This is a genomic window from Falsigemmobacter intermedius, from assembly GCF_004054105.1.
In the GTDB taxonomy this organism is placed as follows: Bacteria; Pseudomonadota; Alphaproteobacteria; order Rhodobacterales; family Rhodobacteraceae; genus Wagnerdoeblera; species Wagnerdoeblera intermedia.
In genome coordinates, this window is sequence record NZ_SBLC01000002.1 from 1 (window position 1) to 21,583 (window position 21,583).

The window sequence follows — 21,583 nt, forward strand, 5'->3', positions numbered from 1 at the left end:
TCTAGCGCTCGGATACACGCGATCTTCACCTCAAACGACACGCCACTTGGGGAATGCAGGTCAATATCTATGGCCCCGTTGAATCTGAGGCTTATTGGAACCGGTGCCGTGCGCTCATTGCCAGACTGCCGACACATATCCGCGCCACTTATCACGGCCCGCTCCGGCCGGATCAGGTCTCAGCGACCTTTGCACGGCATGATCTGTTTGTTTTACCCACTCAGAGTGAGAACTTCGGTCACATTATTTTTGAGGCGCTGCGCGCAGGCACGCCCGTTCTGATCAGTTCCAATACACCCTGGAAATCCTCAGAAGGGGATGGCATCACTGTGCTCCCGCTTGAGGATATGCAGGCCTGGTGCGACCGGATCGACTCTATGGCGGATATGTCTCAGGCGCAGCGATTGTCGATGAGAGAAGATGCCCGGGCAGCAGCCCGAGAGGCCATTGCACTGAGTGACAATGGTCGGGCGACGCTGGCCATGTTTGAGGCCGTCGTCGCGCGCGGCGGCAGTTCTTTTTGATCTGATCCCTATGGTAAATGGTGAGTCACATGTTCAGAGACAGGACGCTTTTGATTACAGGCGGGACCGGATCCTTCGGCAATGCGATCATGCGTCGCTTTCTCAATTCGGATCTGAAAGAAATCCGCATCTTCAGCCGAGATGAGAAAAAACAGGAGGATATGCGGCGAAGATACGGCAATCCGAAACTGAAATTTTTCATCGGCGATGTGCGCGACATTCAGTCTGTCAGGACGGCCGTCCGGGGTGTCGATTACATCTATCACGCCGCCGCGCTCAAGCAGGTGCCCTCCTGTGAATTTCACCCGATGGAAGCCGTTAAGACGAATATCGCAGGCACTGAAAATGTGCTGGAAGAAGCCGTTCAGGCCGGGGTGAAGAAGGTTATCTGCCTGAGCACTGACAAAGCCGTCTATCCCATCAACGCCATGGGGATCAGCAAGGCGATGATGGAAAAGGTTGCTATTGCCAAGTCCCGCTCCGCCGGGGACACAATCATCTGCACAACACGCTATGGCAATGTCATGGCCTCGCGCGGCTCTGTGATCCCTTTGTTTTGTGATCAGATCACCTCCGGTCTTCCCCTGACCATTACCGATGGCGCCATGACGCGGTTTATGATGACCTTGGAGGACGCAGTTGATCTTGTGCTTTACGCCTTTGAGCATGGGAAAGCGGGTGAGATTTTCGTGCAGAAATCCCCTGCGGTGACGATCCGGACCCTGGCCCTTGCCCTGACCAGAGTCTTGGGCAGGCCCGACCATCGGATCAATGTGATCGGCACGCGGCACGGCGAGAAGCTTTTTGAAACGGTTCTGAGCCAGGAGGAACTGGATGCCGCAGAAGATCTCGGCCTCTATTACCGTGTCCCTGCCGATGCCCGGGATATGAATTATGCCAGCTATGTAGATCAGGGGTTGCGGAAAAGATCGAAATCCGCCGGATACAACTCTCACAACGCTCCCCGGCTGAGCGTTGCTGAGATGCAGGACCTTCTGATGAGCCTCAGTTTCATCCGGAAAGCCGCGCGCGGCTCTCACGCTGAGGCGGTGATTTAGTGGTCAGCCCCCTGACTGTGCCGGAGGGTCGCCGGGCGCAGGGGGCTCCGCCATAAAGCGCGGGGCATGATGCCCCACGCCTTCAGCAGTGAACAAAAGCCGCCGCCCTCTCTTGCGACAGAGTAACAGATCTGGCCCTGAGGCACGCTTCACCTTAGGAGTGGGGCGTTCTGTGACGAGATTGAGAGGGCGCCATGTCTGCCGCTTCCCGCATTGCCCTGCGCCTCGACGGGGTTTCGCATGCCTTTTCGGGCACTCAGGTGCTGTCGGATATCTCGCTTGAGATCCCGGCGGGGCAGATCACCTGCCTGCTCGGGCAATCGGGCTGCGGGAAGTCGACGCTCCTGCGGCTGATCTCGGGGATTGAGCGTCCGCAGGCCGGGCGCATCTCGGGGGCCTCGGGGCTCTTGTCAGGCCCGGGCCTTTTTGTGGAGCCGGAGGAGCGCAGCATCGGCTTTATGTTTCAGGACTATGCGCTCTTTCCGCATCTGACTGTCTTTGACAATATCGCCTTCGGTCTGCGCCGCCTGCCGCGTGCAGACCGCGCCACTCGGATTGAAGAGACCGCTGCGCTCATCGGCATCACCCATCTGCTGCCGCGCTATCCGGATGCGCTGTCGGGCGGAGAGCAGCAGCGTGTGGCGCTGGCCCGGGCGCTGGCCCCCCGGCCCCAGCTGATCCTGATGGATGAGCCCTTCTCAAACCTCGATCAGGGGCTGCGCGAGAAGGTCCGAAGCCAGACCCTGGCAATCCTGCGCGACTTTGAGGCGACAGCCATTGTCGTTACCCATGACCCGCAGGAAGCCCTCGCCATGGGGGATCAGATCGTTCTGATGCGCGCGGGCCGGATTGAGCAGAGCGGCACGCCCTTTGACATTTACGACCACCCGGTCTCGCCCTATGCGGCGGAATTTATCGGGCCCTGCAACAGGCTGACCGGCCTCTGGCAGGACGGCCATCTGGAGACGCCGATCGGGCGATTCCCTGCTGCGCTTGATCTGCCCGAGGGCAGTCTGGCGCTTGCCTGCATCAGGCCCCAGGCGCTCACACTGGGGGAAGCGGGCGAGGGCATTCCTGCAAGGGTGCTGTCAAAGACCTTCGTGGGGGAAAGCGAGCAGATTGAACTGCTGGTGCACCCGCTCGGAGAGCCGTTGCGGATGCACAGCCACCGCCGGATCCCGGCCCCTGTCGGCGCGCAGGTGAGCCTGCTGACCAACAATGCCGAGGTGCATATCTTCCCCCGCGAGGAAGAGGACACCACGGCCCCCGCCGCTCTCTCAGGTCACAATTGAGTATACCCGACAAAATCGCTTAACAAACCATCGAAAGCCTGTATGGTCTGCGCCGGACCGGACCTGAGGGTGGAGCGTTTCATGTCACGTAAGATTTCCGTAAAAACCCTGCTGCTGGCAGGCTCTTTTGCTGCGCTGAGTGCAGCAGGCAGCTTTGCGCAGGAACTTAATCTTTACACCTCACGCGAGCCCGGGCTGGTGGCGCCGCTGCTCGAGGCCTTTACGGCGGAGAGCGGTATTCAGGTCAACACCGTCTTTCTGAAAGACGGCCTGGTTGAGCGCGTGGTCTCCGAGGGCGCAAGCTCTCCGGCGGATGTGTTGATGGCCGTGGATGCCGGCAACCTCGTGGATCTGGTCGAGCGCGGGCTGACCCAGCCGGTGACTTCTGAGGCTCTGACCTCCGCCATCCCGGCCAATCTGCGCGATGCGGGCAATGAATGGTTTGCTTTGTCGATGCGGGCGCGGGTGGTTTATGCCGCGAAGGATCTGGGGCTGACGGAGATCAACTATGACGATCTGGCCGACCCGAAGTGGAAAGGCAAAATCTGCATCCGCTCCGGGCAGCATCCCTATAACACCGGGCTGATCGCGGCCTATCTGACCCACAACGGGCCCGAAGCGACGAAGACCTGGCTTGAGGGGCTGAAGGCCAATCTGGCACGCAAAGCCGGGGGCGGTGACCGCGACGGCGCGAAAGACATTCTGGGCGGCATCTGCGATCTGGCCGTGGCCAATTCCTATTACGTGGGCCTCATGCGCTCGGGCAAAAGCGGGGATGAACAGAAGGCCTGGGCTGACGGCATCGATGTGCTGCTCCCCACCTTCAAAGACGGTGGCACCCATGTGAACGTCAGTGGTGCGGCTGTGGCAAAACATGCCCCGAACAAAGAAAACGCCGTCAGACTTCTGGAATTCCTCGTCTCTGATGAGGCGCAGAAGATTTACGGCGAAGCCAATTACGAATATCCGGTGAAGCCGGGTGTGGCGCTCGATCCGATCGTGGCCTCGTTCGGGGAACTGAAGGTCGACAGCCTGCCGCTGGCCGATTTCGTGAAGAACCGCAAAGCGGCAAGTGAACTGGTTGATAATGTCGGATTCGACAACTGAGAACTGCAGGCACCCGAGCGGGGCCACCCGCCCGGCCCGGGTGCTCCGCCAGGTCCTGACACTGCCCCTCCGGCCCGCCGGGGGGGTGTGGTTTTTTGTGATCCTCGGGATTGCCGCGCTGGTCATGGCGCCGGTTCTGGCGCTCCTGTGGCAGGCCTCTCAGGGGTCAGCCATGCTCTGGTCGCATCTGATGGGCTCTGTGCTGCCCCATGCCTTCGGGCAGACGCTGATCCTGATGACGGGGGTCGGGGTTCTGGTTGCCTTTACCGGCACGCTGCTGGCCTGGACGGTGACGGCTTATGACTTTCGCGGGCGCAGGCTTCTGGAATGGGGGCTTTTGCTGCCCCTGGCGGTGCCGACCTATATCGTCGCCTATGCCTATCTCGATCTGCTGCATCCCATTGGCCCGGTTCAGGATTTCCTGCGCCAGATGCTGGGCTACAGCAGCCCGCGCCAGTTCCGCCTGCCCGATCTGCGCTCAATGCCCGGCGCAATTCTGCTGCTGAGCCTTGTGCTCTTTCCCTATGTCTATCTGCCGGTCCGGGCGATGTTCACCACCCAGGCTGCCAATCTTCTTGAGGTCTCGCGCACTCTCGGGCTGTCGCGCCGGGCGGCCTTCTGGCGGGTTGCAGTCCCCTCAGCCAGACCGGCCATTGCCGTCGGGGTCAGCCTTGCCCTGATGGAGGTTCTCAATGACATCGGCGCGTCAGAGTTTCTCGGGGTCCGCTCGCTGACGATCTCGGTCTATACCACCTGGGTCACCCGCTCTGATCTGCCGGGGGCGGCACAGATCGCGCTGGCGATGCTGGTGCTGGTGGTGGCGCTGGTCTCGCTTGAGCGCTGGGCCAGGCGCAATCAGCGCTACAACATCAATGCGCAGCGCGCGCGGATGATGGCGCCCCTGCGGATCCGCGGCCCGCGCGCTGCGGGGCTTTTTGCACTGGCCGCCCTGCCGATGGTCTTTGGCTTCGTGATCCCCGCAGGCTATCTGGCGATTGAGGCCGCAGAGCGGTTTCACAGCGCCGGCCTTTCGGCACAGCTTCTGCGTGAGGCGGGCAATTCCTTTATGATCTCAGCGCTTGCGACGCTTGCCGTCCTGATCTGCGGCGTGATCATTGCCTGTGGCGAGCGGCTGTTTCCCTCGCGCCCGCTGCAGATCGCACAAAGGATCTCGGGGCTGGGCTATGCGATGCCGGGGACGGTTCTCGCCATCGGCATTCTGACGGTCTCTGCCGGATTTGACCGCCGGCTTGATGCGCTGATGCAAAGCTGGTTCGGGCTCTCAACGGGCCTTTTGCTGATCGGCTCGGGCATGGCGCTCGGCTATGCCTATCTGGTGCGGTTCCTGGGGATCGCCTCCGGATCGACCGAGGCGGGACTGACGCGCTTTCCGCGCAGCTATGACCACGCGGCCCGAAGCCTTGGGCGCAGCGCGGCGGGGACGGTGTTCAGCCTGCACCTGCCGCTCTCGCGCTCAGCCATTGCCGCAGGCGGGTTGCTGGTTTTTGTCGATTGCATGAAAGAGCTCTCGGCCACGCTGCTCCTGCGCCCGCTGAATTTTGAGACTCTCGCCACCCATCTTTACGGCGAGGCCGCGCGCGGCACCTATGAAGAGGCCTCGATCGCAGCACTTGCCATTGTGGCGGTAGGGATCCTGCCGGTGATCCTTCTGGCCCGGGTCGGCCGTCAGGGGCGTCAGCGCGCCGCCTGATCCCCCCGCCCCTCGCGCAGGGCCAGCAGCCCCAGCGCCGGACCAAGGCTGAGGATCAGCGCCGTCTGCAGCCCCAGCCCCCCCGCCACCCCGGTGGTCAGCGCGATTGAGACCATGGTGATCGCAAAGCCGATCGCATTCATCATCGACAACGCCGAGCCGACCAGAGCGGGCGGACAGGCCGTGGCGCAGATCGCAGAAAACTGCGGGGAATCGGAGACCACCATCGCCCCCCAGATCAGAAAGACCGCCCCGAACATCCAGATCGGCAGGACACCCCCCGCAAGGCCGATCACCAGGCAGCATGCCCCGGATATCCGCAGCGAAGCCCGAGCCACCTGGTGGCCGGAACTGCGCCGCGCCAGGAGACCGCCGAAGAGACAGCCCGCCGCACCGACAGCGATCACCGCAAAGGAGAAAAGCGACAGATCGCCCTCAGTCCCAAGCCGCATGGCCAGCAGAAGCGGCACCAGCGTCCAGAAGGCGTAAAGTTCCCACATATGTCCGAAATAGCCGAGCGCCGCCGCCCGAAAGGCAGGCACCCGAAAAGCCGCCGCCAGCCCCGACAGCGTCTCCCGCAGCCGCGGTGGCCGCGCAGCGCTGGCAGGGCCGCCCGGCTCTCCGAGGCACAGCACCAGCCCCGCGGCCAGCACCGCAAGACCGGAGGCCCCCAGAACCACGCCCTGCCAGGGCAGACCGCCCGCCGCCGCCCGCATCCCATGCGGCAGCGCCGTGCCCAGCGTCAGCATCGCCACCAGCACCGACAGCCCCCAGCCCGCCTTCTGCGGCGCCCAGCGCACCATGAGCTTCATGCCGATCGGATAGATGCCCGCAAGGCTCAGCCCAACCAGAAAGCGCAGCACCAGCCCCTCGGTCAGCCCCGGTGCCCAAAGCGCGAAGGCCGCATTCAGCGCCGCCCCAAGGCAGGCGCAGAGCGCAAAGATCTGCGAGGCGCGGTAGCGATCCGCCAGCCCGGTCAGGGCCAGACCCAGCGTGCCTGCGATAAAGCCCGCCTGCACCGCCGCCGTCAGCCAGCCGATCCCCGCCGCATCCAGTTGCCACAGGGCTGAGAGGTCCCGGGTGACGGCATTTGAGCTGAACCACAGCGAAGTGCCAAAGAGCTGTGCCAGCGAGATGACGGCCACGGGGCTGCGCCGGAAACTATGCAGGATCATGAAACGGCGCGCTTTCCTCAGAGGGTCTTCCCGCGCAGTGAGGCGCAAAGCCGCGCCGCCGTCAACGCAGGACAGCCGCAATCTTTGCGGCTTTCCCCCGTCAGACCGGTCCTCTGCCACAGAAATCCGCGCCGGGGGGGGGGAATCACGGGCACATAATCTCCCCCCGGTGTCTTCCGATGCAGATCAGACCGCTTTCTTCAGCTGCACCCGGTCGTTTTGCAGCGAGTAAAGGTGGTGCATGGCATCCACCCGCCCCGGCACCAGAGCGATATCATCGCGCATCCAGGGCAGACCGCGCTGCGCGAGCCGCGCCTCAAAGGCCTCAGAGGCCGTGGCCGACCAGAAACAGGCAAGGCCCCCCGGCGCGAGGGCCGCTTCCGTCAGGGCCATGCCATCGATTTCATAAAGCGGGGTATTTTCAGGGCGGATGATGAAATCCGGCCCGTTGTCGGTATCGAGCAAAATCAGATCATAGACCCCTGGCCGCCGGGCCATATGCGCCTGCACATCGCCGATATGCAGATGCGTGCGCGGGTCTTTCAGCGGATGACCTGCAAGATGGCCAAAGACATCGCGGTTCCAGGCCGCGATCTCAGGGATCAGTTCGCAGATATGCACCTCAGCATCGGGCAGCGCCAGATCCAGCACCGCCCGCGCGGTATAGCCAAGCCCCAGCCCGCCGATCAGAATGCGGCGCGGCGCGAAAGCCATCCGCCGCATGGCCCGCAGCGCCAGCTGATCCTCGGACTGATGGTTGAACGAGGACATCAGCTCGATGCCATTGTAGCGGATTTCATAGGTCTCACCGCGCTGGCGCAGATGAATGTCGTCGCCCGTCGCCGTGGCGGCGCGGGACAATGTGGTCCAGAGTGTCATGTCAAATCCCGTGAACGGTCAGGCCCCGGCCTGTGGCAGGCGGAGCAGGAAGGGGTTCGTCGGATTACGGGTTGCCTTTCGCGCTAAACGCTCCGGCAACCCTCAGACATTGTTTGCCCTGAGACCAACCAGAAGGGGAAAGACAGCCGGGAGATTGGAGAAAGAATGCATCTTCTGACCAGTCTGACGCTGAGGCACATCTGTGTGCGCCTCCGTTATGCCCCCCTCCCCCCCGGAAGGCAAGCAAGGCCAGGGCCTTCCTGCGGCAAAGCGCACGCTGAGGACTGTCCTGCCGGCCCGCCGGGCGAATACGTCTGGCCTGTCGGCGTAAAGCCCAAGGCCCCTGCCGATCCCGCGATGAAGGGGCGGTCAGCCAGCCTGAGACGAGGATCCGATGGTCGCCCTCCCATGACACCCTCCCCGCCTCCGCAGGCAGCCGCAGGAGGCTCCCCCGTCCTGCGGGTGGCCTCAGCCGGGTCTGAGGGGCAAAGCCCGGCCCTGAACGGCCCGCCACGGGCGCCGCGACGATTTCGGCCCTGCTCTTTGAGCCTCATTGTCTGTAAAGAAGGCACTCCCGGCCCGGTCAGGCCTGAGCAGCCGGGCGTAACAGTCGCCGCAGCGGCCCGGGAGTATCAGTTTGGACAGAGTCGTCGATTTCATCAATTCAGTGCTCTGGGGCTATGTGCTGGTCTATGGGCTGATCGCGGTCGGGATCTGGTTCTCGATCCGGCTGCGGCTTCAGCAGGTGCTGCGCTTTGGCGAGATGCTGCGCTGCACCCTGGCGCGCCCTGCCCCCGACGGCACCGGAATCTCGCCCTTTCAGGCGCTTTGCACCAGCCTCGCCTCACGGGTGGGCACCGGCAATATCGCCGGGGTGGCCGTGGCCCTGGTGCTCGGCGGCCCGGGGGCGATCTTCTGGATGTGGGTGGTGGCCTTTGTCGGCATGGCGACGGCCTATGCCGAATCCGCTCTCGCTCAGCTTTATAAGGTCCGCGAGCCCGGAGACGCTCAGGCCGTCTATCGCGGCGGTCCGGCCTATTACATTGCCCGTGGCCTTGGCCTGCCCTGGCTTGGCACGCTTTTTTCCATCAGCCTGGTGCTTGCGGTGGGGCTGGTGGTCAATGCGCTGCAGTCGAACTCGATCGCTGAGGCGATGGAGGGCGCTTTCGGGCTGTCACGTCCGGGCACCGGGATTGCCCTGGCGGCACTGACGGCCCTGGTGATCTTTGGCGGCATCCGCAAAATCGCGGCGGTGGCGGAATATGTCGTGCCCTTCATGGCCGGGGTCTATCTGCTGGTCACGCTTTACGTTATGGCGGTGAATATCACCGAGATCCCCGGCGTCTTTGCGCAGATCTTCACTCATGCCTTCGGCCTGCAGGAAGCGGCGGGCGGCGTGGCGGGGGGCATGGCTGCGGCCATGCTGAACGGCGTCAAACGCGGGCTCTTCTCCAATGAGGCGGGCATGGGCTCGGCCCCGAATATTGCCGCCGCTGCAACGCCCAGCCCGCATCACCCCTCGAGCCAGGGCTTTGTGCAGGCCTTTGCGGTCTTTATTGACACCATCGTCGTCTGCACCTGCACGGCGATGATTATTCTGTTGTCGGGCATCTATACCCCCGGCGCAGAGCTGACCGGCACCCAGCTGACCCAGGCCGCCCTGGCCGAGCACATCGGCAGCTTCGGCCCGACCTTCATCGCCATCGCGATCTTCTTTTTCGCCTTTACGACCATCATCGGCTGCTATGCCTATTCTGAGATGGCCATGGCCTATCTGGGGCTGGCCTCGCAACGCTGGCTTGTCGTGCTGCGCTGTCTGGTGCTGGTCATGGTGGCCTGGGGCGCGGTGCAAAGTATTGCGACGGTCTTTAACCTTGCAGATGCCACTCTGGGGCTGATGGCGGTGATCAATCTGATTGCCATTGTGGCCCTGACCGGAACGGTGACGCGGCTGACGAAAGACTACTTCGCCCAGCGCAAAGCCGGACATCAGCCGCGCTTTATCGCGGCCGATCACCCCGGGCTGGGGGCAGGCATTGATCGCGACATCTGGCGCTGAGCGCCGTCACCCCGGCCGGTAAGAGTAAGACGGATAGGGGTAAGAGGGATAAGCGCAAGGGTCAGGGGCCGGCTTCTGCTGCGGGCTCTGCAGATCCTCCGGCTTCAGCGGCGCTCTGCCATCCCAGGACAGGGTCCAGCTGCGGCAGGGCCCTCTTTTGTTGCGCAGCATCTCCCAGTGATGAAGGCTCTGGTCAGGGCCGCCCGGCACAGGTTTGCAGTGCCAGCGTGTCTCGGCCACATTGCTGCCCTGCCCCTCGCGGATCAGCAAAAGTCCGGTGGTCTGACCCGCTTCGGCGGCAAGCTGCAGCCGCCGCGCGGCATTGAGATGCAAAGCCCGGTCCGGCTCAGCAATCACCAGACCGGGTGCCGGATCGCGCAGCACCTCCTCCGTCGCCCAGAGCAGATCCTCAGTGCTGCGTGTCCTGACCAGGCAAAGCCGCCCGGCCAGGCCCTCTGGCAAAGCACTGCACATCAGCCTTTCGCGCTCCTGCTGCAGGGTGATGTAGAAGACCGGGCCGGAATGATGCTGTGCCTGACAAAGCGCAAAGCTGCGCCGTCCGCGCCCCTCCGCTTCATGCACACGCGCGCCCCCCAGTTCAAAGGGAAACATCGCCCGCCGCCCCGCTGCGCTCAGTCACCACCTCTGTTGCGGCAGAACGGCGATCCGCCCTCGCCGGCCACAGCGCCCTTTTCACAGATCGCGCGCAGGCAGAGGGAGTTTTGCTTTGAGAAGAGGGCTGCCACATCACAGAGACCACATGGGAACATAATAAGAACATAACGGAACGAAAGCCCCCCTGACAAGCCGGTGCGGCTTTGCCTTGCGCAAAACCCGGAGCCGTCGGGCACCTGCGACGTTGGCTCTGCAAAGCCGCACCGGCGGCACGAAAAATGGGGTATCGGGTGGCTCTTCCTTTGCGGGACGCACGCAGGCTGGCGGAAATTGTTGCAACCTTCACCCGCTTCGGCGGCGGCTGGCTGCTGGAGCGGGCGGGTCTGGGGGCCGGCCTGTCCAATTCCGGGGGAGACCTGACGCCGGTCAAACTGCGCGAGGCGCTCGAGGCTCTGGGACCGGTCTTCGTTAAACTGGGACAGATCCTGTCGACCCGGCGCGATCTGATTGATGACCTCTGGGCCGATGCGCTGAGCCAGCTGCGCGCCCAGGTCACCGCCCTGCCCTGGAGCGAGATGGAAGCCCGCGCCGAAGCGGCCCTGGGCCGACCCTGGCGCGAGGTCTTTTCTGAGATCCTGCCCGAGCCCATCGGTTCTGCCTCCATCGGACAGGTTTATGCGGCAAAGCTCATCGACGGCACCGATGTGGTCATCAAGATCACCCGCCCCGATCAGGAAGAGCGTATTCAGGCCGATCTGCGCCTGCTGGAATATGCCGCCGCCCGCGCCGCCGCACTCTCTCCCGGCGTGGCGCGCTATCAGCCCGCCGCCATGGTGCGCGAACTGGCCCGCGCCATCCGCGCCGAGTTTGATCTGACCGAAGAGGCTGAAAACACCGAAGAAATGGCCGCCAATTTCGCGGGCTTTCCCAAGGTCCGGGTGCCGAAGGTCTGGAGCGACTATTCCTCCCGCGACCTCATGGTACAGGAACGTATCTTCGGCACCCCGCCCTCAGATACGGCCGCCCTGGCAGCGGCGGGTCTGGACGGCCCGGCCCTGGCGGCCGTGGGTGCAGAGGCCTTCATGCATTCCCTGCTGGTTGAGCGGGTCTTTCATGCCGATCCGCATCCGGGCAATCTTTTTGCCCTGCCGGACAACCATATGGCCTTCATCGACTTTGGCATGGTGGGGCGGCTGACGAGCGCAAGGCAACGCGAGCTGATGTCCTTTCTCAAGGCCATTGTCACCGCAGACCCCCGCGCTTTCGCCAAGCTGCTGCTGCGCTGGAGCGGCGCGGAAAACACTCTCGCGCCCCCGGCCTCGCTGGAGGCCGCAGCCGGGCGCTTTATCGCGCGCCACAGCCGCAAGGGGCTCGATCTCTCGCGGGCGATCACCGACATTATGGAGATGGTGCGCGAAGAAGACCTCGCCCTGCCCCCTGATCTGGTGCTTTTGTTCAAAGCCATGGCGACGGCAGATGGCACGATGAAGCTGCTTGATCCGCAGTTTGACAGCATCTCTGCCGCCAAACCCTTTGTGGCCCGCGACCTTCTGGCCCTCCCCAAACCCGAAGAACTCGCGGCGCGGCTGAGTGACTTTGCCGGCGCCGCCACCGCCTTTGGCGAAGAAGCGCCAGAGCTTTTGCGCGCGGGCCTCACCCGGCTCAGCGAAGGCAAACTGCGCGCCGAAGTCAGCCTGGCCAGCGGCGGCGACATCGCCCGGGCGCTGGAGCAGGCGGCGCGGCGGATTGCCGGGGGCCTCGTGCTGGCGGCGCTTTTGCTGACCATGGGGCCGGTTCTGGCCATGGCCGGGCCGCAGGTGGCGGGGCTTCCGCTCGGATCCTGGGTGGGTATTTTCGGGCTGATCGGCGGAGTGTGGCACATCTCGCGGCGCTGGAAGCTTTAGGCGCGGCTTGAAACTTTGCGAAAAATCCCTATATTTCCCCCTGAGATGAGCGGAAACCGTGGCTCATTCTGACCTGTATCTGCCCGGGACGGTCCGGGCGTTTCAGACCGGAGACACGGCATGTTCCGCCTGCCCGCCACCCAGCGCCGCCTGATCTATGTTGCCCTCTTTGAGAGTCTGGCGATCGTGCTTTCGACGATTCTTCTCAATATGATGAGCAAGGGCGACGGCCATTCCTCGCTGCCCGTGGCGGTGGCAGTCTCAGTCATCGCCGTGGTGTGGAACTTCATCTTTAACACCGGCTTTGAAGCCGCAGAGCGCCGCTTTGGCATCGTAAAGCGCAGCCTGCCTTTGCGTGCGGGCCATGCCATCGGGTTTGAAGGCGGGCTGGTACTCTTTACCGTGCCGCTCTTTATGGTCTGGTATCAGGTGGGCTTTCTGGACGCGCTGATGATGGAAGCGGCCATCCTGATTTTCTTTCTGGTCTTCACCTTCTTCTTTACCCTGGCCTTCGACCGCATTTTCCCGCTGCCGCATCAGCAGATGCAGGACGCCTGAGCCGATGCAGAGGCCCCGGACCACCGGCCCGGGGCTTTTTCTCAGCTGCGGGTGCGGTCTTCGAGTTTGACCAATGTCCAGCAGGGCTGACGCCGGAAGGTATAGGTGATGTCCACCCCAAGACCGCCTTTGGTCTGAAGCTTCACCTGATCCGCATCCACCTCGGTATAGATCATCTTATGGCCCATCCGGACGGCCGCGACATCCGGCAGGATCGGCCAGCCCAGTTCTTCATGGTCATGGGGGCTTTGAACCAGCACCGGGCCGTCTTTGGCCTCCATCTCCATAAACCCGGCATCAAGCGGGTTGACCGTGGCGGAGCGCTGATTTTCAGCCGAGCCGCCGAACCAGGCGACAAACTCCTCAATCTTTTCGAAATCGCAGGCGGTTTTGCCCGGCGTGATGACCGGAGAGGCCCCCGCCACCGACCCCGCCCCTGACGCCAGGGCCAGCACCCCGACTGCCGCAAAAAGCGCTTTCATCCCAAGTCCTTCCACAAAACCCTGTCGGGCAATCCTGCGGCGCGGCCCGGGGCGCTGTCAACGGCAGGTTGCGCCGATCCCGCTGAGCCGGAGGGCACAGCAGATGATTGCCACAGAGCCCCTCGCGGCCTATGTCTGATCCATGGCCCTGCGCATCCGCTCTTATCTGCCCCGCAGCCTTTATGGTCGTGCCGCCCTGATCCTGGTGGCACCGATTGTGATCATCCAGCTTCTGGTCTCGGTCGCCTTCATCCAGCGCCACTATGAAGGCGTGACCGAGCAGATGACCGAGAGCCTCGTCTATGAGCTTCAACTCGTGCGTGAGCTGCATCTCTCAGGCCAGCGCGACAGGGCGCAGCAGGTGGCAGACCGGCTCGGGCTGAAGATGTCCCCCGCCGGCTCTCAGACGCTGGATGAAAGCCCGGCGTTTCTGGATTTCTCGGGCCGTGTCATCCAGCGCATCCTGAAAGAGGGCCTGCCCGATGTGGTGGGCGTTGATGTGAACAGCCGCCACCGCGCGGTGCTTTTGCGCGCAGGCCCGCCCGGCGATCAGATCGACATTCTGATTGAGCGCCGCAGGCTTTCAGCCTCAAACCCGCACCAGCTGCTGGTGCTGATGGTCTTTGCCGGGCTTTTGCTCGGCATCATCGCCTATGTCTTTCTGCGCAATCAGCTGCGCCCGATCAAAAAGCTGGCCGATGCCTCAGAGGCTTTTGGCCGGGGCCAGATTCTGCCCTATCGCCCGCGCGGGGCCGAAGAGGTCCGCGCGGCAGGGGCCGCCTTTTTGCAGATGCGCGCCCGCATTGAGCGCCAGATTGAGCAGCGCACTCTGATGCTCTCAGGCGTCAGCCATGATCTGCGCACCCCCCTGACCCGGCTGCGGCTGGAGCTGTCGATGCTCGACCCCGGCCCGGAAGTGGAGGCCATGGAGGCCGATCTCGCAGAGATGGACCGCATGATCAGCGGCTTTCTTGACTATGCCCGCGGTGATGCGGCGGAGGAGGCCGTCCTGACCAATCCGCTGACGCTTTTGCAGGAAATCACCACCCGCGCCCGGCGCATGGGGCTGAAAGTCGAGCTGCTGCCGCTCTCCGTTGCAGGTGCCGTCCCTGAGGTCTGGCTGCGCCCCGATGCGATCACCCGCGCGGTTGAGAACCTGATGAACAATGCCGCGCGCTACGGCGATCTGATCGAGATTTCACTCAGCTGGACCACCCGCAAGCTGATCATCTCGATCCAGGATGACGGCCCCGGCATTCCGCCCGAGCAGCATGAACTGGCGATGAAGCCCTTTGCCCGCCTCGACCCCTCCCGCAATGCCAATGACGGCTCCAACACCGGGCTGGGTCTGGCCATTGTGGCCGAAATCGCAATCAGCCACGGCGGCGCGCTGCAACTGGGCAAAAGCCTGCGCCTGGGCGGGCTGAGGGCTGATATCACCCTGGCGCGATAAGCAGATTATCCCAGGGTTCCGAGAAATATCCCACATAGTTATCCACAGGTGGATCGGGGATTTCTCCGGGCTGATTGCGGAAACTCAACGCAATGCACCAGGCAGTCCGCGGTGTAATTCGCGCGGAGGCGACCGAGTTATTATCTGAAAAATAAGGGGTTTTCAGGAAAATCCGGCGGCCCTCCTGAGGCAACCTCCGAAAGCGCCTTACCTGCGGGCTCCGACCGCGAGGCAAAAGCCATCGCGCCCGGCGTTTCCCTGCACCGAAGGTTATTCACAGGCAGAGGTGACGGATGGCCGCAGCAAACGGCCTTCCGAAGCCCCCCGCGCCACAGATATCGCGGCGCGAGGGGGAATTGTCTTCAAAGCGGCGCGCAGGCCCTCTCAAGCCAGGCGCGGACCTCTGCACTGACCCTCGGGCCAATCTTTGCAAGAACCTCAGCGTGATAGGCATCAAGCCAGTCGCGCTCAGCCCGGGACAATTCCTCCACAAGGATCAGACGGCGATCAAAGGGCGCCCAGGTCAGGGTCTCAAAGTCATACATCCGGCGCTGCGCATCCCCGCCCGCCAGGGGCGCGGCCTCGCGCACGACGATCAGATTCTCAAGGCGGATGCCATAAGCCCCCTCACGGTAATAACCCGGCTCATTCGAGAGGATCATCCCCGGCAGGAAGGGCACATCCGAGACACGGGACAGCCGCTGCGGCCCCTCATGGACGCAGAGAAAGGCCCCCACGCCATGACCGGTGCCATGGTCATAATCGCAATGCAGCGTCCAGAGCGGTGCACGCGCCAGCGCATCAAGATGGCAGCCTGCCACCCCCGCCGGAAAGCGCGCCCGCGAGACGGCGATCATCCCCTGCAACACGGCCGTAAAAGCCCGCGCGGCCCCCTCGGGCGGTGTCCCGATCGCCATGGTGCGGGTGATATCGGTGGTGCCGTCTTTATACTGCCCGCCGCTGTCGACCAGCATCAGCGAGTTCGGCTCAAGCCGGCGGTTGCTGTCCTCAGAGACCCGGTAATGGATCACTGCGCCATTGGGGCCTGCGCCTGAGATGGTCTCAAAGCTCAGATCATGGAGCTGATTGGTGGCGCGGCGGAAGCCTTCGAGCGCCGTCACCACACCGATTTCGGTCTCAACCGCGCCGCCGCAGACCGCTTCGGCCCGGCCGTCAAACCAGCAGAGGAACTCAGCAATGGCCGCGCCGTCGCGCAGATGCGCCTCACGGGTTGCGGCAATCTCAGCGGCGTTTTTGCAGGCTTTGGGAAGGCGGCAGGGATCATCGCCCCAGACGAAAGACACACCCGCATGGCTCAGCAGATCCTGAACCGCCCAGGGCGCGGTGCCGCGATCGACCCGCACCGGACCTTTCAGCTGCGTCAGCGCGACCGCGAAATCTTCCTCGGGCGCAAGGCGCACCTCTGCGCCAAGGCTCTGCAGCAAAGCGTCAGAAAACTTGGCGGCATGGGCAAAAAGATCGACCGAGCCATCCGCATGAAGCAGCGCAAAGCTTTGCACCAGCGGGTTGCGCGGCAGATCCGCGCCGCGAATGTTCAAAAGCCAGCAGATGCTGTCGGGCAGCGTCAGAACGGCCGTCGCCTGCCCCGCGGCCGCAAGAGCGGCCCCCAGACGCGCTCGCTTGGCGGCTGAGCTTTCGCCCGCCAGTTCCTCAGGATGGGCGAAGGCCGGACGGATCGCCGGCCCGGGCTGATCGTGCCAGACCGCATCGACGAAGTTCTCCGTCGGCTGCAGCCGGACGGGATGGCCCTGAAGCGCCTTTTCGATGGCCGCGATCTCGGCTGCGGTATGCAGCCAGGGATCGAAAGCGACCACGCCTTCGCTCAGATGATCGCGCAGCCAGTCTCCCGCGCTGACCTCGGGCCAGTCCACCGGGGTGAAGACCGGGGCCACCTGCTGGCGCACCTGCAGCCGGTAACGACCATCCACAAAGACCCCCGCAATCCCGGGCAGCACGATACAAAAGCCCGCCGAACCGCTGAAGCCCGTCAGCCAGGCCAGACGCGCATCACGGGGGGCGACATATTCCCCCTGCCAGGCATCCGCACGCGGCACCAGAAAGCCCTGAACTCCGGCATCCGCAAGCGCCCGGCGCAGCGCGATCAGACGCGGCGGGCCCTGCTCGGGAGAGTTCTCGGCGGTAAAAGTTTGAAACATAACGGCCTCATCGAGGAACGGGAATCTGTTCTGCAGGGTTACACCCACAGGATGTCAGGGCAATGCAGCGAAGATGCGGCCCCCTGCATCCGGGCTAAAAGCGGAGGCGACGATGATCAACAGAATTCTGGGCTTTCTCAGCAGCGCCCCCCCGCCGCGCCCCCTGCCGGAGGTTGATGCGGCGCATCTGATCGGGGCGATGATGCTGCGGCTGGCGCGGGCGGATAACCGGATGAACCTGCCTGAACTTCAGGCGATCGACCGGCTGTTCATCCGCCGCCTTGGCATGAAGGCGGTCGAGGCCGCAAAGATGCGCGCCGATTGCGAGCGTCTTGAAGAGGTGCTGCCGCCGACCGAAGAACTTGGTGCGCTTCTGGCCGCGAAAATTCCGCCGGAGCAGCGCTTTGCCCTGCGCGAAGGACTGATCGAGGTGGCGGAGGCCGATGGCCGGATCGACGCCCGCGAGTCGGAGATGATCGAAAAGATCCGCAATCTGCTACAGCGGGCTCCGGATGAGATCGCCGCGCATAATCTGGCGTGATTGATCACTACGTGAAGGTTTAAAAGGAAAAAATCAAAGCCGCGCCCTTTCGCAAAGGCGCGGCTTTTCCTGTCTGCGACCTCAGCGCCAGCCGGCGGCTTTATTTGACAAAATACGGTCGCGTTTGCGGGGATCAGACTCAAAAAGCCCCGCGAGTTGTTCCGTCATGGCCCCGGCCAGCTGCTCGACATCCGTGATCGTTACAGCATGCTGGTAATAGCGCGTCACGTCATGGCCGATGCCAATGGCGATCAGCTCGACCTGGCGGCGCTTTTCGACCATGGCGATCACATCGCGCAGGTGCTTTTCCAGGAAGCTGGCCGCATTGACCGAAAGCGTGCTGTCATCAACCGGCGCGCCGTCAGAAATCACCATCAGAATCTTACGCTGCTCGCGCCGCGCCATGATGCGGCGGTGCGCCCATTCCAGCGCCTCACCGTCGATGTTTTCCTTCAGCAGACCCTCTTTCATCATCAGGCCCAGGTTATCGCGGGTCCGGCGCATCGGCGCATCGGCCGATTTATAGATGATATGGCGCAGATCATTCAGCCTCCCCGGAGCCTGCGGTCGCCCGTCAGCCAGCCATTTCTCACGGCTTTGGCCGCCCTTCCAGGCCCGCGTCGTGAAGCCGAGGATCTCAACCTTCACCGAGCAGCGCTCCAGCGTGCGGGCCAGAACATCGGCACAGATGGCCGCGATGGAAATCGGCCTGCCCCGCATCGAGCCGGAGTTATCCAGAAGCAGCGTCACCACGGTGTCGCGGAATTCGGTGTCTTTTTCCCATTTGAACGACAGCGGCGTCGTCGGGTTTGCCACCACCCGCGCAAGGCGGCCCGCATCCAGAATCCCTTCCTCGAGGTCAAAGAGCCAGGAGCGGTTCTGTTGTGCCTGCAGCCGACGCTGCAGCTTATTGGCCAGCCGCGAAACCGCCCCTTTCAGCGGCTCAAGCTGCTGGTCCAGATAGGCGCGCAGACGCTCAAGCTCAGCCGGTTCAGCCAGGTCTTCAGCGCGGATCTCTTCGTCAAAAGCCGTTGAAAAAACTTTATAATTCGGATCTGCATCCGAATGGGCGGCGGGTGCAGGCGGCTCGGGCGGAGCGTCAGGAGAGGGCATTTCGGCCTCTTCGAGCTCTTCCATCTCGTCGCTGTCCTCAGACGAGGCCTGAGCCTCTGCCTGCTCCTGCTGCTCCTCCTGGGACTGCTCGGTATCGGCCTCGGAATCCTGCTCGTCGTCTTCCTCGGTGCCGGTGCTTTCCGGATCGTCCTGATCCTCTTCCTCGGCCTCCTCGGGGGCATCGTCGCTCTGATCCTGCTGGTCCGGGTCGTCGCCCAGCTGATCGCCATAGCCCAGTTCAGTGATCACCTGACGGGCAAAGCGCGCGAAAGCCGCCTGATCGGAAAGCACATCGCCCACATCCGCGAGCGTGCCGCCCGCCTGGGCCTCGATGAACCCACGCCAGAGATCGGTCACATTGCGCGCGCCGGGCGGCAGTTCGCGCCCGGTCGCCATCTGGCGCACCAGATAGCCCGCGGCCACGGCCAGGGGCACATCCTCAGAGCGGGTGATCTGGCTGTAGCCCTTGCGCTCCGCCTCATGGGCGATTTTCGCATCAATGTTCACCGCAGTGCCGGGCATGGCGCGGGCACCGATCGCTTCGCAGCGCGCAGATTCCATCGCCTCATAGATATCGCGGGCCATCTGACCCTGCGGCAGATAGCGCGCAGCGGTGCCTTCATCATGATAGCGGCGGCGCAGCGCCAGGGCGTCGGCGGTCCCGCGCGCCAGCATCACCTCATCGCGGGTCATGCGCCGCGAGATCTGCGGCAGGCGCATGGTGTCATTGCTGAGGCCCGCCGGATCGACGGAATAGGTCACCGTCAGATCCGCATCATCCGCCATCACGCGCGTCGCTTCCGCCAGCGCCTTTTTGAACGGATCGGCCGGATTATCACTGGGTTTCAAGGCGCTGTTCCTTCCCGACTAAACCCGCCCCTGGCAGGCGGGCCGCTTTGCCCTGACCATGCCACCGCAACAGCGGCACTGCAAGCAAAGCGCCAGTGAATTAAGGCCGCCCTGCCCCACAGGCCGGGCGATTGCGCAAAGATGCACAGCCTGCCGGGCTGCAATGCAGATTGCTTTTAATTCCGGCGGAGCCATGCTCGGTGCCAGTGGTTTGCCTCTTATCATAGTTAAAGGATCTAACATGACGAAGCTTCGCATTGCGCTTGTGATCGGCACGACCCGCGCCACCCGTTTTGCCGATATCCCGGCAGACTGGCTGTTGGAGCAGCTGAAAGATCACCCTGAGCTGTCGGTGGAAAAGGTCGATCTGCGCGATTTCAATCTGCCGCTTTTCGATGAGCCGGCCTCAAACCTCTGGATGCCCTCGTCGGATCCGGCGGCCATCGCCTGGCAGAAAAAGATCGGCGAATTTGACGGCTATATTTTCACCGTGGCCGAATACAACCGCTCGATCTCAGGTGCGCTGAAAAACGCGCTCGATCAGGCCTATAACGAGTGGAACAAAAAACCCATGAGCGCGATCGCCTATGGCGGCACCGGCGCGGCCCGCGCGCTGGAGCATCTGCGCAATATGGCGGTTGAACTGCAGATGGTGCCGACCCGCAACGCCGTTCATATCGCCGCGGGCGACTTCTTTAAGGTGCATCCCGGCATGGGGGGCAGCGGCAATATGGCGGATATCGAAGAGAACCTCAAAGGCTCGGTCAAAGCCATGGCGGAGGATCTGGTCTGGTGGGGCAAGGCCACCAAAGCGGCCCGCGGCTGAACCAGTGCTTTGAATTGCAAAGCGGTCCTCCGCGGCCGCTTTTTTATGATCCGCCCCACGACTGATCTGCAAAATTGTTATTTTATGCATCTCCCACAAATATGGGCATAGAAAATCCGCCCTGAGGCGGTGACAGCGACATCGCGGCGATGTCGCCTGTTCTGAAGAAAAAGGCCGGCGTTTCCGCCGGCCTTTTCGTTATTGCATCGCCATCGAGGCTGCGCTTTCCGGAAGTTCCTCGCCAAAACAGCGCTGATAGAACTCCGCCACGGTCTGACGCTCCAGCTCATCGCATTTGTTGAGGAAGGTCAGGCGGAAGGCATAGCCCACGTTGCGGAAGATCTCGGCGTTTTGTGCCCAGGCCAGAACGGTCCGCGGGCTCATCACGGTCGAGAGGTTCCCGGCCATGAAGGCCTTGCGGGTCAGATCGGCCACGGTGACCATCTGATTGATTTTCTTACGCCCGCTCTCGGTGTTGTAATGGGGGTTCTTCGCCAGAACGATGGCAGCTTCTGCATCATGGCTGAGGTAGTTCAGCGTGGCCACCAGCGACCAGCGGTCCATCTGGGCCTGGTTGATCTGCTGGGTGCCGTGGTAAAGCCCGGTGGTATCGCCCAGACCCACGGTGTTCGCGGTTGCAAACAGACGGAAGTAAGGGTTCGGCGTGATGACTTCGTTCTGATCAAGAAGCGTCAGTTTGCCGTCGGTCTCCAGAACGCGCTGGATCACGAACATCACGTCTGCGCGGCCCGCATCATATTCGTCAAAGACGATGGCGCAGGGGTTGCGCAGAGCCCAGGGCAGGATGCCTTCGTGGAATTCCGTGACCTGAACGCCGTCTTTCAGTTTGATGGCGTCCTTGCCGATCAGATCGATCCGGCTGATGTGGCTGTCGAGGTTGACCCGCACACAGGGCCAGTTCAGACGCGCGGCCACCTGCTCAATATGCGAGGATTTACCGGTGCCGTGATAGCCCTGGATCATCACGCGGCGGTTATAGGCAAAGCCGGCCAGGATCGCGAGCGTGGTATCGGGATCGAATTTATAGGTCGGATCGATCACCGGAACGCGGTCAGAGGCCTCTGCAAAAGCCTTTACCTTCATATCCGTGTCGATGCCGAATACCTCGCGTACCGAGATTTCTTCGGTCGGTTTCAGTCCCGTCTCTGCCATAGGATCCGCCATTTGTTCCGCTCACGCGCGACTGACGCGCCGTTCGCAGACAGTTGTGGAACATATAACCGGGGGCTGCAAGGCCCG

At 63.0% G+C, this 21,583-nt stretch carries 18 protein-coding genes; 11 read left to right on the top strand and 7 right to left on the bottom strand.

The features are described 5' to 3' along the window. Window positions 1–53: 53 nt before the first annotated feature. The 5 genes from EP867_RS01135 (at window position 54) to EP867_RS01155 (ending at window position 5,692) form a co-directional block, all read left to right on the top strand. Window positions 54–524 (top strand): glycosyltransferase, encoded by a 471-nt coding sequence (locus tag EP867_RS01135; protein WP_128486383.1) that lies wholly within the window; start codon window positions 54–56, stop codon window positions 522–524. Window positions 525–553: 29 nt separating this feature from the next. Then, window positions 554–1,582 (top strand): polysaccharide biosynthesis protein, encoded by a 1,029-nt coding sequence (locus EP867_RS01140; RefSeq protein WP_128486384.1) that lies wholly within the window; start codon window positions 554–556, stop codon window positions 1,580–1,582. Between the two features lie 194 nt (window positions 1,583–1,776). After that, the gene (locus EP867_RS01145; RefSeq protein WP_128486385.1) at window positions 1,777–2,874 is read left to right on the top strand and encodes an ABC transporter ATP-binding protein; all 1,098 of its coding nucleotides are present in this window, start codon (window positions 1,777–1,779) and stop codon (window positions 2,872–2,874) included. Window positions 2,875–2,955: 81 nt separating this feature from the next. Beyond that, window positions 2,956–3,981, top strand: coding sequence for a Fe(3+) ABC transporter substrate-binding protein (locus EP867_RS01150; RefSeq protein WP_128486386.1), 1,026 nt, complete (start codon window positions 2,956–2,958; stop codon window positions 3,979–3,981). Window positions 3,982–4,066: 85 nt separating this feature from the next. Then, window positions 4,067–5,692 carry an ABC transporter permease gene (locus tag EP867_RS01155; protein ID WP_241656782.1) on the top strand — a complete coding sequence of 542 codons (1,626 nt, stop codon included), beginning with the start codon at window positions 4,067–4,069 and terminating at the stop codon, window positions 5,690–5,692. Here the strand turns inward: EP867_RS01155 and EP867_RS01160 are convergent. Further along, entirely contained in the window at window positions 5,677–6,867 is a 1,191-nt protein-coding gene (locus tag EP867_RS01160) for an MFS transporter (RefSeq protein WP_128486387.1), read from the bottom strand. The genes EP867_RS01155 and EP867_RS01160 overlap by 16 nt on opposite strands. Before the next feature lie 186 nt (window positions 6,868–7,053). Next, window positions 7,054–7,746 (bottom strand): spermidine synthase, encoded by a 693-nt coding sequence (locus EP867_RS01165; RefSeq protein ID WP_128486388.1) that lies wholly within the window; start codon window positions 7,744–7,746, stop codon window positions 7,054–7,056. 637 nt (window positions 7,747–8,383) lie between these two features. Here EP867_RS01165 and EP867_RS01170 point away from each other — a divergent pair. Next, complete coding sequence (locus tag EP867_RS01170) at window positions 8,384–9,805, top strand: alanine/glycine:cation symporter family protein (protein WP_128486389.1); 1,422 nt, start codon at window positions 8,384–8,386, stop codon at window positions 9,803–9,805. A gap of 6 nt (window positions 9,806–9,811) precedes the next feature. Here EP867_RS01170 and EP867_RS01175 read toward each other — a convergent pair whose 3' ends face one another. After that, complete coding sequence (locus tag EP867_RS01175; RefSeq protein WP_128486390.1) at window positions 9,812–10,417, bottom strand: ImuA family protein; 606 nt, start codon at window positions 10,415–10,417, stop codon at window positions 9,812–9,814. A gap of 293 nt (window positions 10,418–10,710) precedes the next feature. On the opposite strand from EP867_RS01175, the gene EP867_RS01180 reads away from it, so the two are divergent. Continuing rightward, entirely contained in the window at window positions 10,711–12,324 is a 1,614-nt protein-coding gene (locus EP867_RS01180; protein WP_164888731.1) for an ABC1 kinase family protein, read from the top strand. A gap of 120 nt (window positions 12,325–12,444) precedes the next feature. Then, on the top strand, window positions 12,445–12,882 hold the full coding sequence (locus EP867_RS01185) for a PACE efflux transporter (RefSeq protein ID WP_128486392.1): 438 nt from the start codon (window positions 12,445–12,447) through the stop codon (window positions 12,880–12,882). A gap of 41 nt (window positions 12,883–12,923) precedes the next feature. On the opposite strand, the gene EP867_RS01190 is transcribed toward EP867_RS01185, so the two are convergent. Then, entirely contained in the window at window positions 12,924–13,364 is a 441-nt protein-coding gene (locus EP867_RS01190) for a hypothetical protein (protein WP_128486393.1), read from the bottom strand. A 142-nt stretch (window positions 13,365–13,506) separates the two neighbouring features. Between EP867_RS01190 and EP867_RS01195 the strand changes: the two genes are divergently transcribed. After that, complete coding sequence (locus tag EP867_RS01195; protein WP_128486394.1) at window positions 13,507–14,817, top strand: ATP-binding protein; 1,311 nt, start codon at window positions 13,507–13,509, stop codon at window positions 14,815–14,817. A 362-nt stretch (window positions 14,818–15,179) separates the two neighbouring features. Here EP867_RS01195 and EP867_RS01200 read toward each other — a convergent pair whose 3' ends face one another. Further along, the gene (locus tag EP867_RS01200; protein ID WP_128486395.1) at window positions 15,180–16,994 is read right to left on the bottom strand and encodes an aminopeptidase P family protein; all 1,815 of its coding nucleotides are present in this window, start codon (window positions 16,992–16,994) and stop codon (window positions 15,180–15,182) included. Between the two features lie 112 nt (window positions 16,995–17,106). Here EP867_RS01200 and EP867_RS01205 point away from each other — a divergent pair, with 112 nt between their 5' ends. Beyond that, complete coding sequence (locus tag EP867_RS01205; RefSeq protein WP_164888732.1) at window positions 17,107–17,535, top strand: tellurite resistance TerB family protein; 429 nt, start codon at window positions 17,107–17,109, stop codon at window positions 17,533–17,535. A gap of 81 nt (window positions 17,536–17,616) precedes the next feature. On the opposite strand, the gene cobT is transcribed toward EP867_RS01205, so the two are convergent. Beyond that, a complete protein-coding gene (gene cobT / locus EP867_RS01210; RefSeq protein WP_128486397.1) occupies window positions 17,617–19,497 on the bottom strand; it encodes a cobaltochelatase subunit CobT in 1,881 nt (626 codons plus the stop codon). Window positions 19,498–19,738: 241 nt separating this feature from the next. Between cobT and EP867_RS01215 the strand changes: the two genes are divergently transcribed. Then, complete coding sequence (locus tag EP867_RS01215; RefSeq protein ID WP_128486398.1) at window positions 19,739–20,323, top strand: NADPH-dependent FMN reductase; 585 nt, start codon at window positions 19,739–19,741, stop codon at window positions 20,321–20,323. Between the two features lie 198 nt (window positions 20,324–20,521). Here the strand turns inward: EP867_RS01215 and cobS are convergent, their stop codons facing one another. Further along, entirely contained in the window at window positions 20,522–21,496 is a 975-nt protein-coding gene (cobS, locus tag EP867_RS01220; RefSeq protein WP_380049891.1) for a cobaltochelatase subunit CobS, read from the bottom strand. Window positions 21,497–21,583: the final 87 nt, after the last annotated feature.

Coding starts and splice junctions, on each gene's coding strand:
- EP867_RS01175 (WP_128486390.1), bottom strand. CDS start 10,417: ATGTTTCCCTTTGAACTGGGGGGCGCGCGTGTGCATGAAGCGGAGGGG.
- EP867_RS01195 (WP_128486394.1), top strand. CDS start 13,507: ATGGCCCTGCGCATCCGCTCTTATCTGCCCCGCAGCCTTTATGGTCGT.
- EP867_RS01160 (WP_128486387.1), bottom strand. CDS start 6,867: ATGATCCTGCATAGTTTCCGGCGCAGCCCCGTGGCCGTCATCTCGCTG.
- EP867_RS01185 (WP_128486392.1), top strand. CDS start 12,445: ATGTTCCGCCTGCCCGCCACCCAGCGCCGCCTGATCTATGTTGCCCTC.
- cobS (WP_380049891.1), bottom strand. CDS start 21,496: ATGGCAGAGACGGGACTGAAACCGACCGAAGAAATCTCGGTACGCGAG.
- EP867_RS01215 (WP_128486398.1), top strand. CDS start 19,739: ATGACGAAGCTTCGCATTGCGCTTGTGATCGGCACGACCCGCGCCACC.
- EP867_RS01140 (WP_128486384.1), top strand. CDS start 554: ATGTTCAGAGACAGGACGCTTTTGATTACAGGCGGGACCGGATCCTTC.
- EP867_RS01135 (WP_128486383.1), top strand. CDS start 54: ATGCAGGTCAATATCTATGGCCCCGTTGAATCTGAGGCTTATTGGAAC.
- EP867_RS01145 (WP_128486385.1), top strand. CDS start 1,777: ATGTCTGCCGCTTCCCGCATTGCCCTGCGCCTCGACGGGGTTTCGCAT.
- EP867_RS01150 (WP_128486386.1), top strand. CDS start 2,956: ATGTCACGTAAGATTTCCGTAAAAACCCTGCTGCTGGCAGGCTCTTTT.
- EP867_RS01205 (WP_164888732.1), top strand. CDS start 17,107: ATGATCAACAGAATTCTGGGCTTTCTCAGCAGCGCCCCCCCGCCGCGC.
- EP867_RS01165 (WP_128486388.1), bottom strand. CDS start 7,746: ATGACACTCTGGACCACATTGTCCCGCGCCGCCACGGCGACGGGCGAC.
- EP867_RS01190 (WP_128486393.1), bottom strand. CDS start 13,364: ATGAAAGCGCTTTTTGCGGCAGTCGGGGTGCTGGCCCTGGCGTCAGGG.
- EP867_RS01200 (WP_128486395.1), bottom strand. CDS start 16,994: ATGTTTCAAACTTTTACCGCCGAGAACTCTCCCGAGCAGGGCCCGCCG.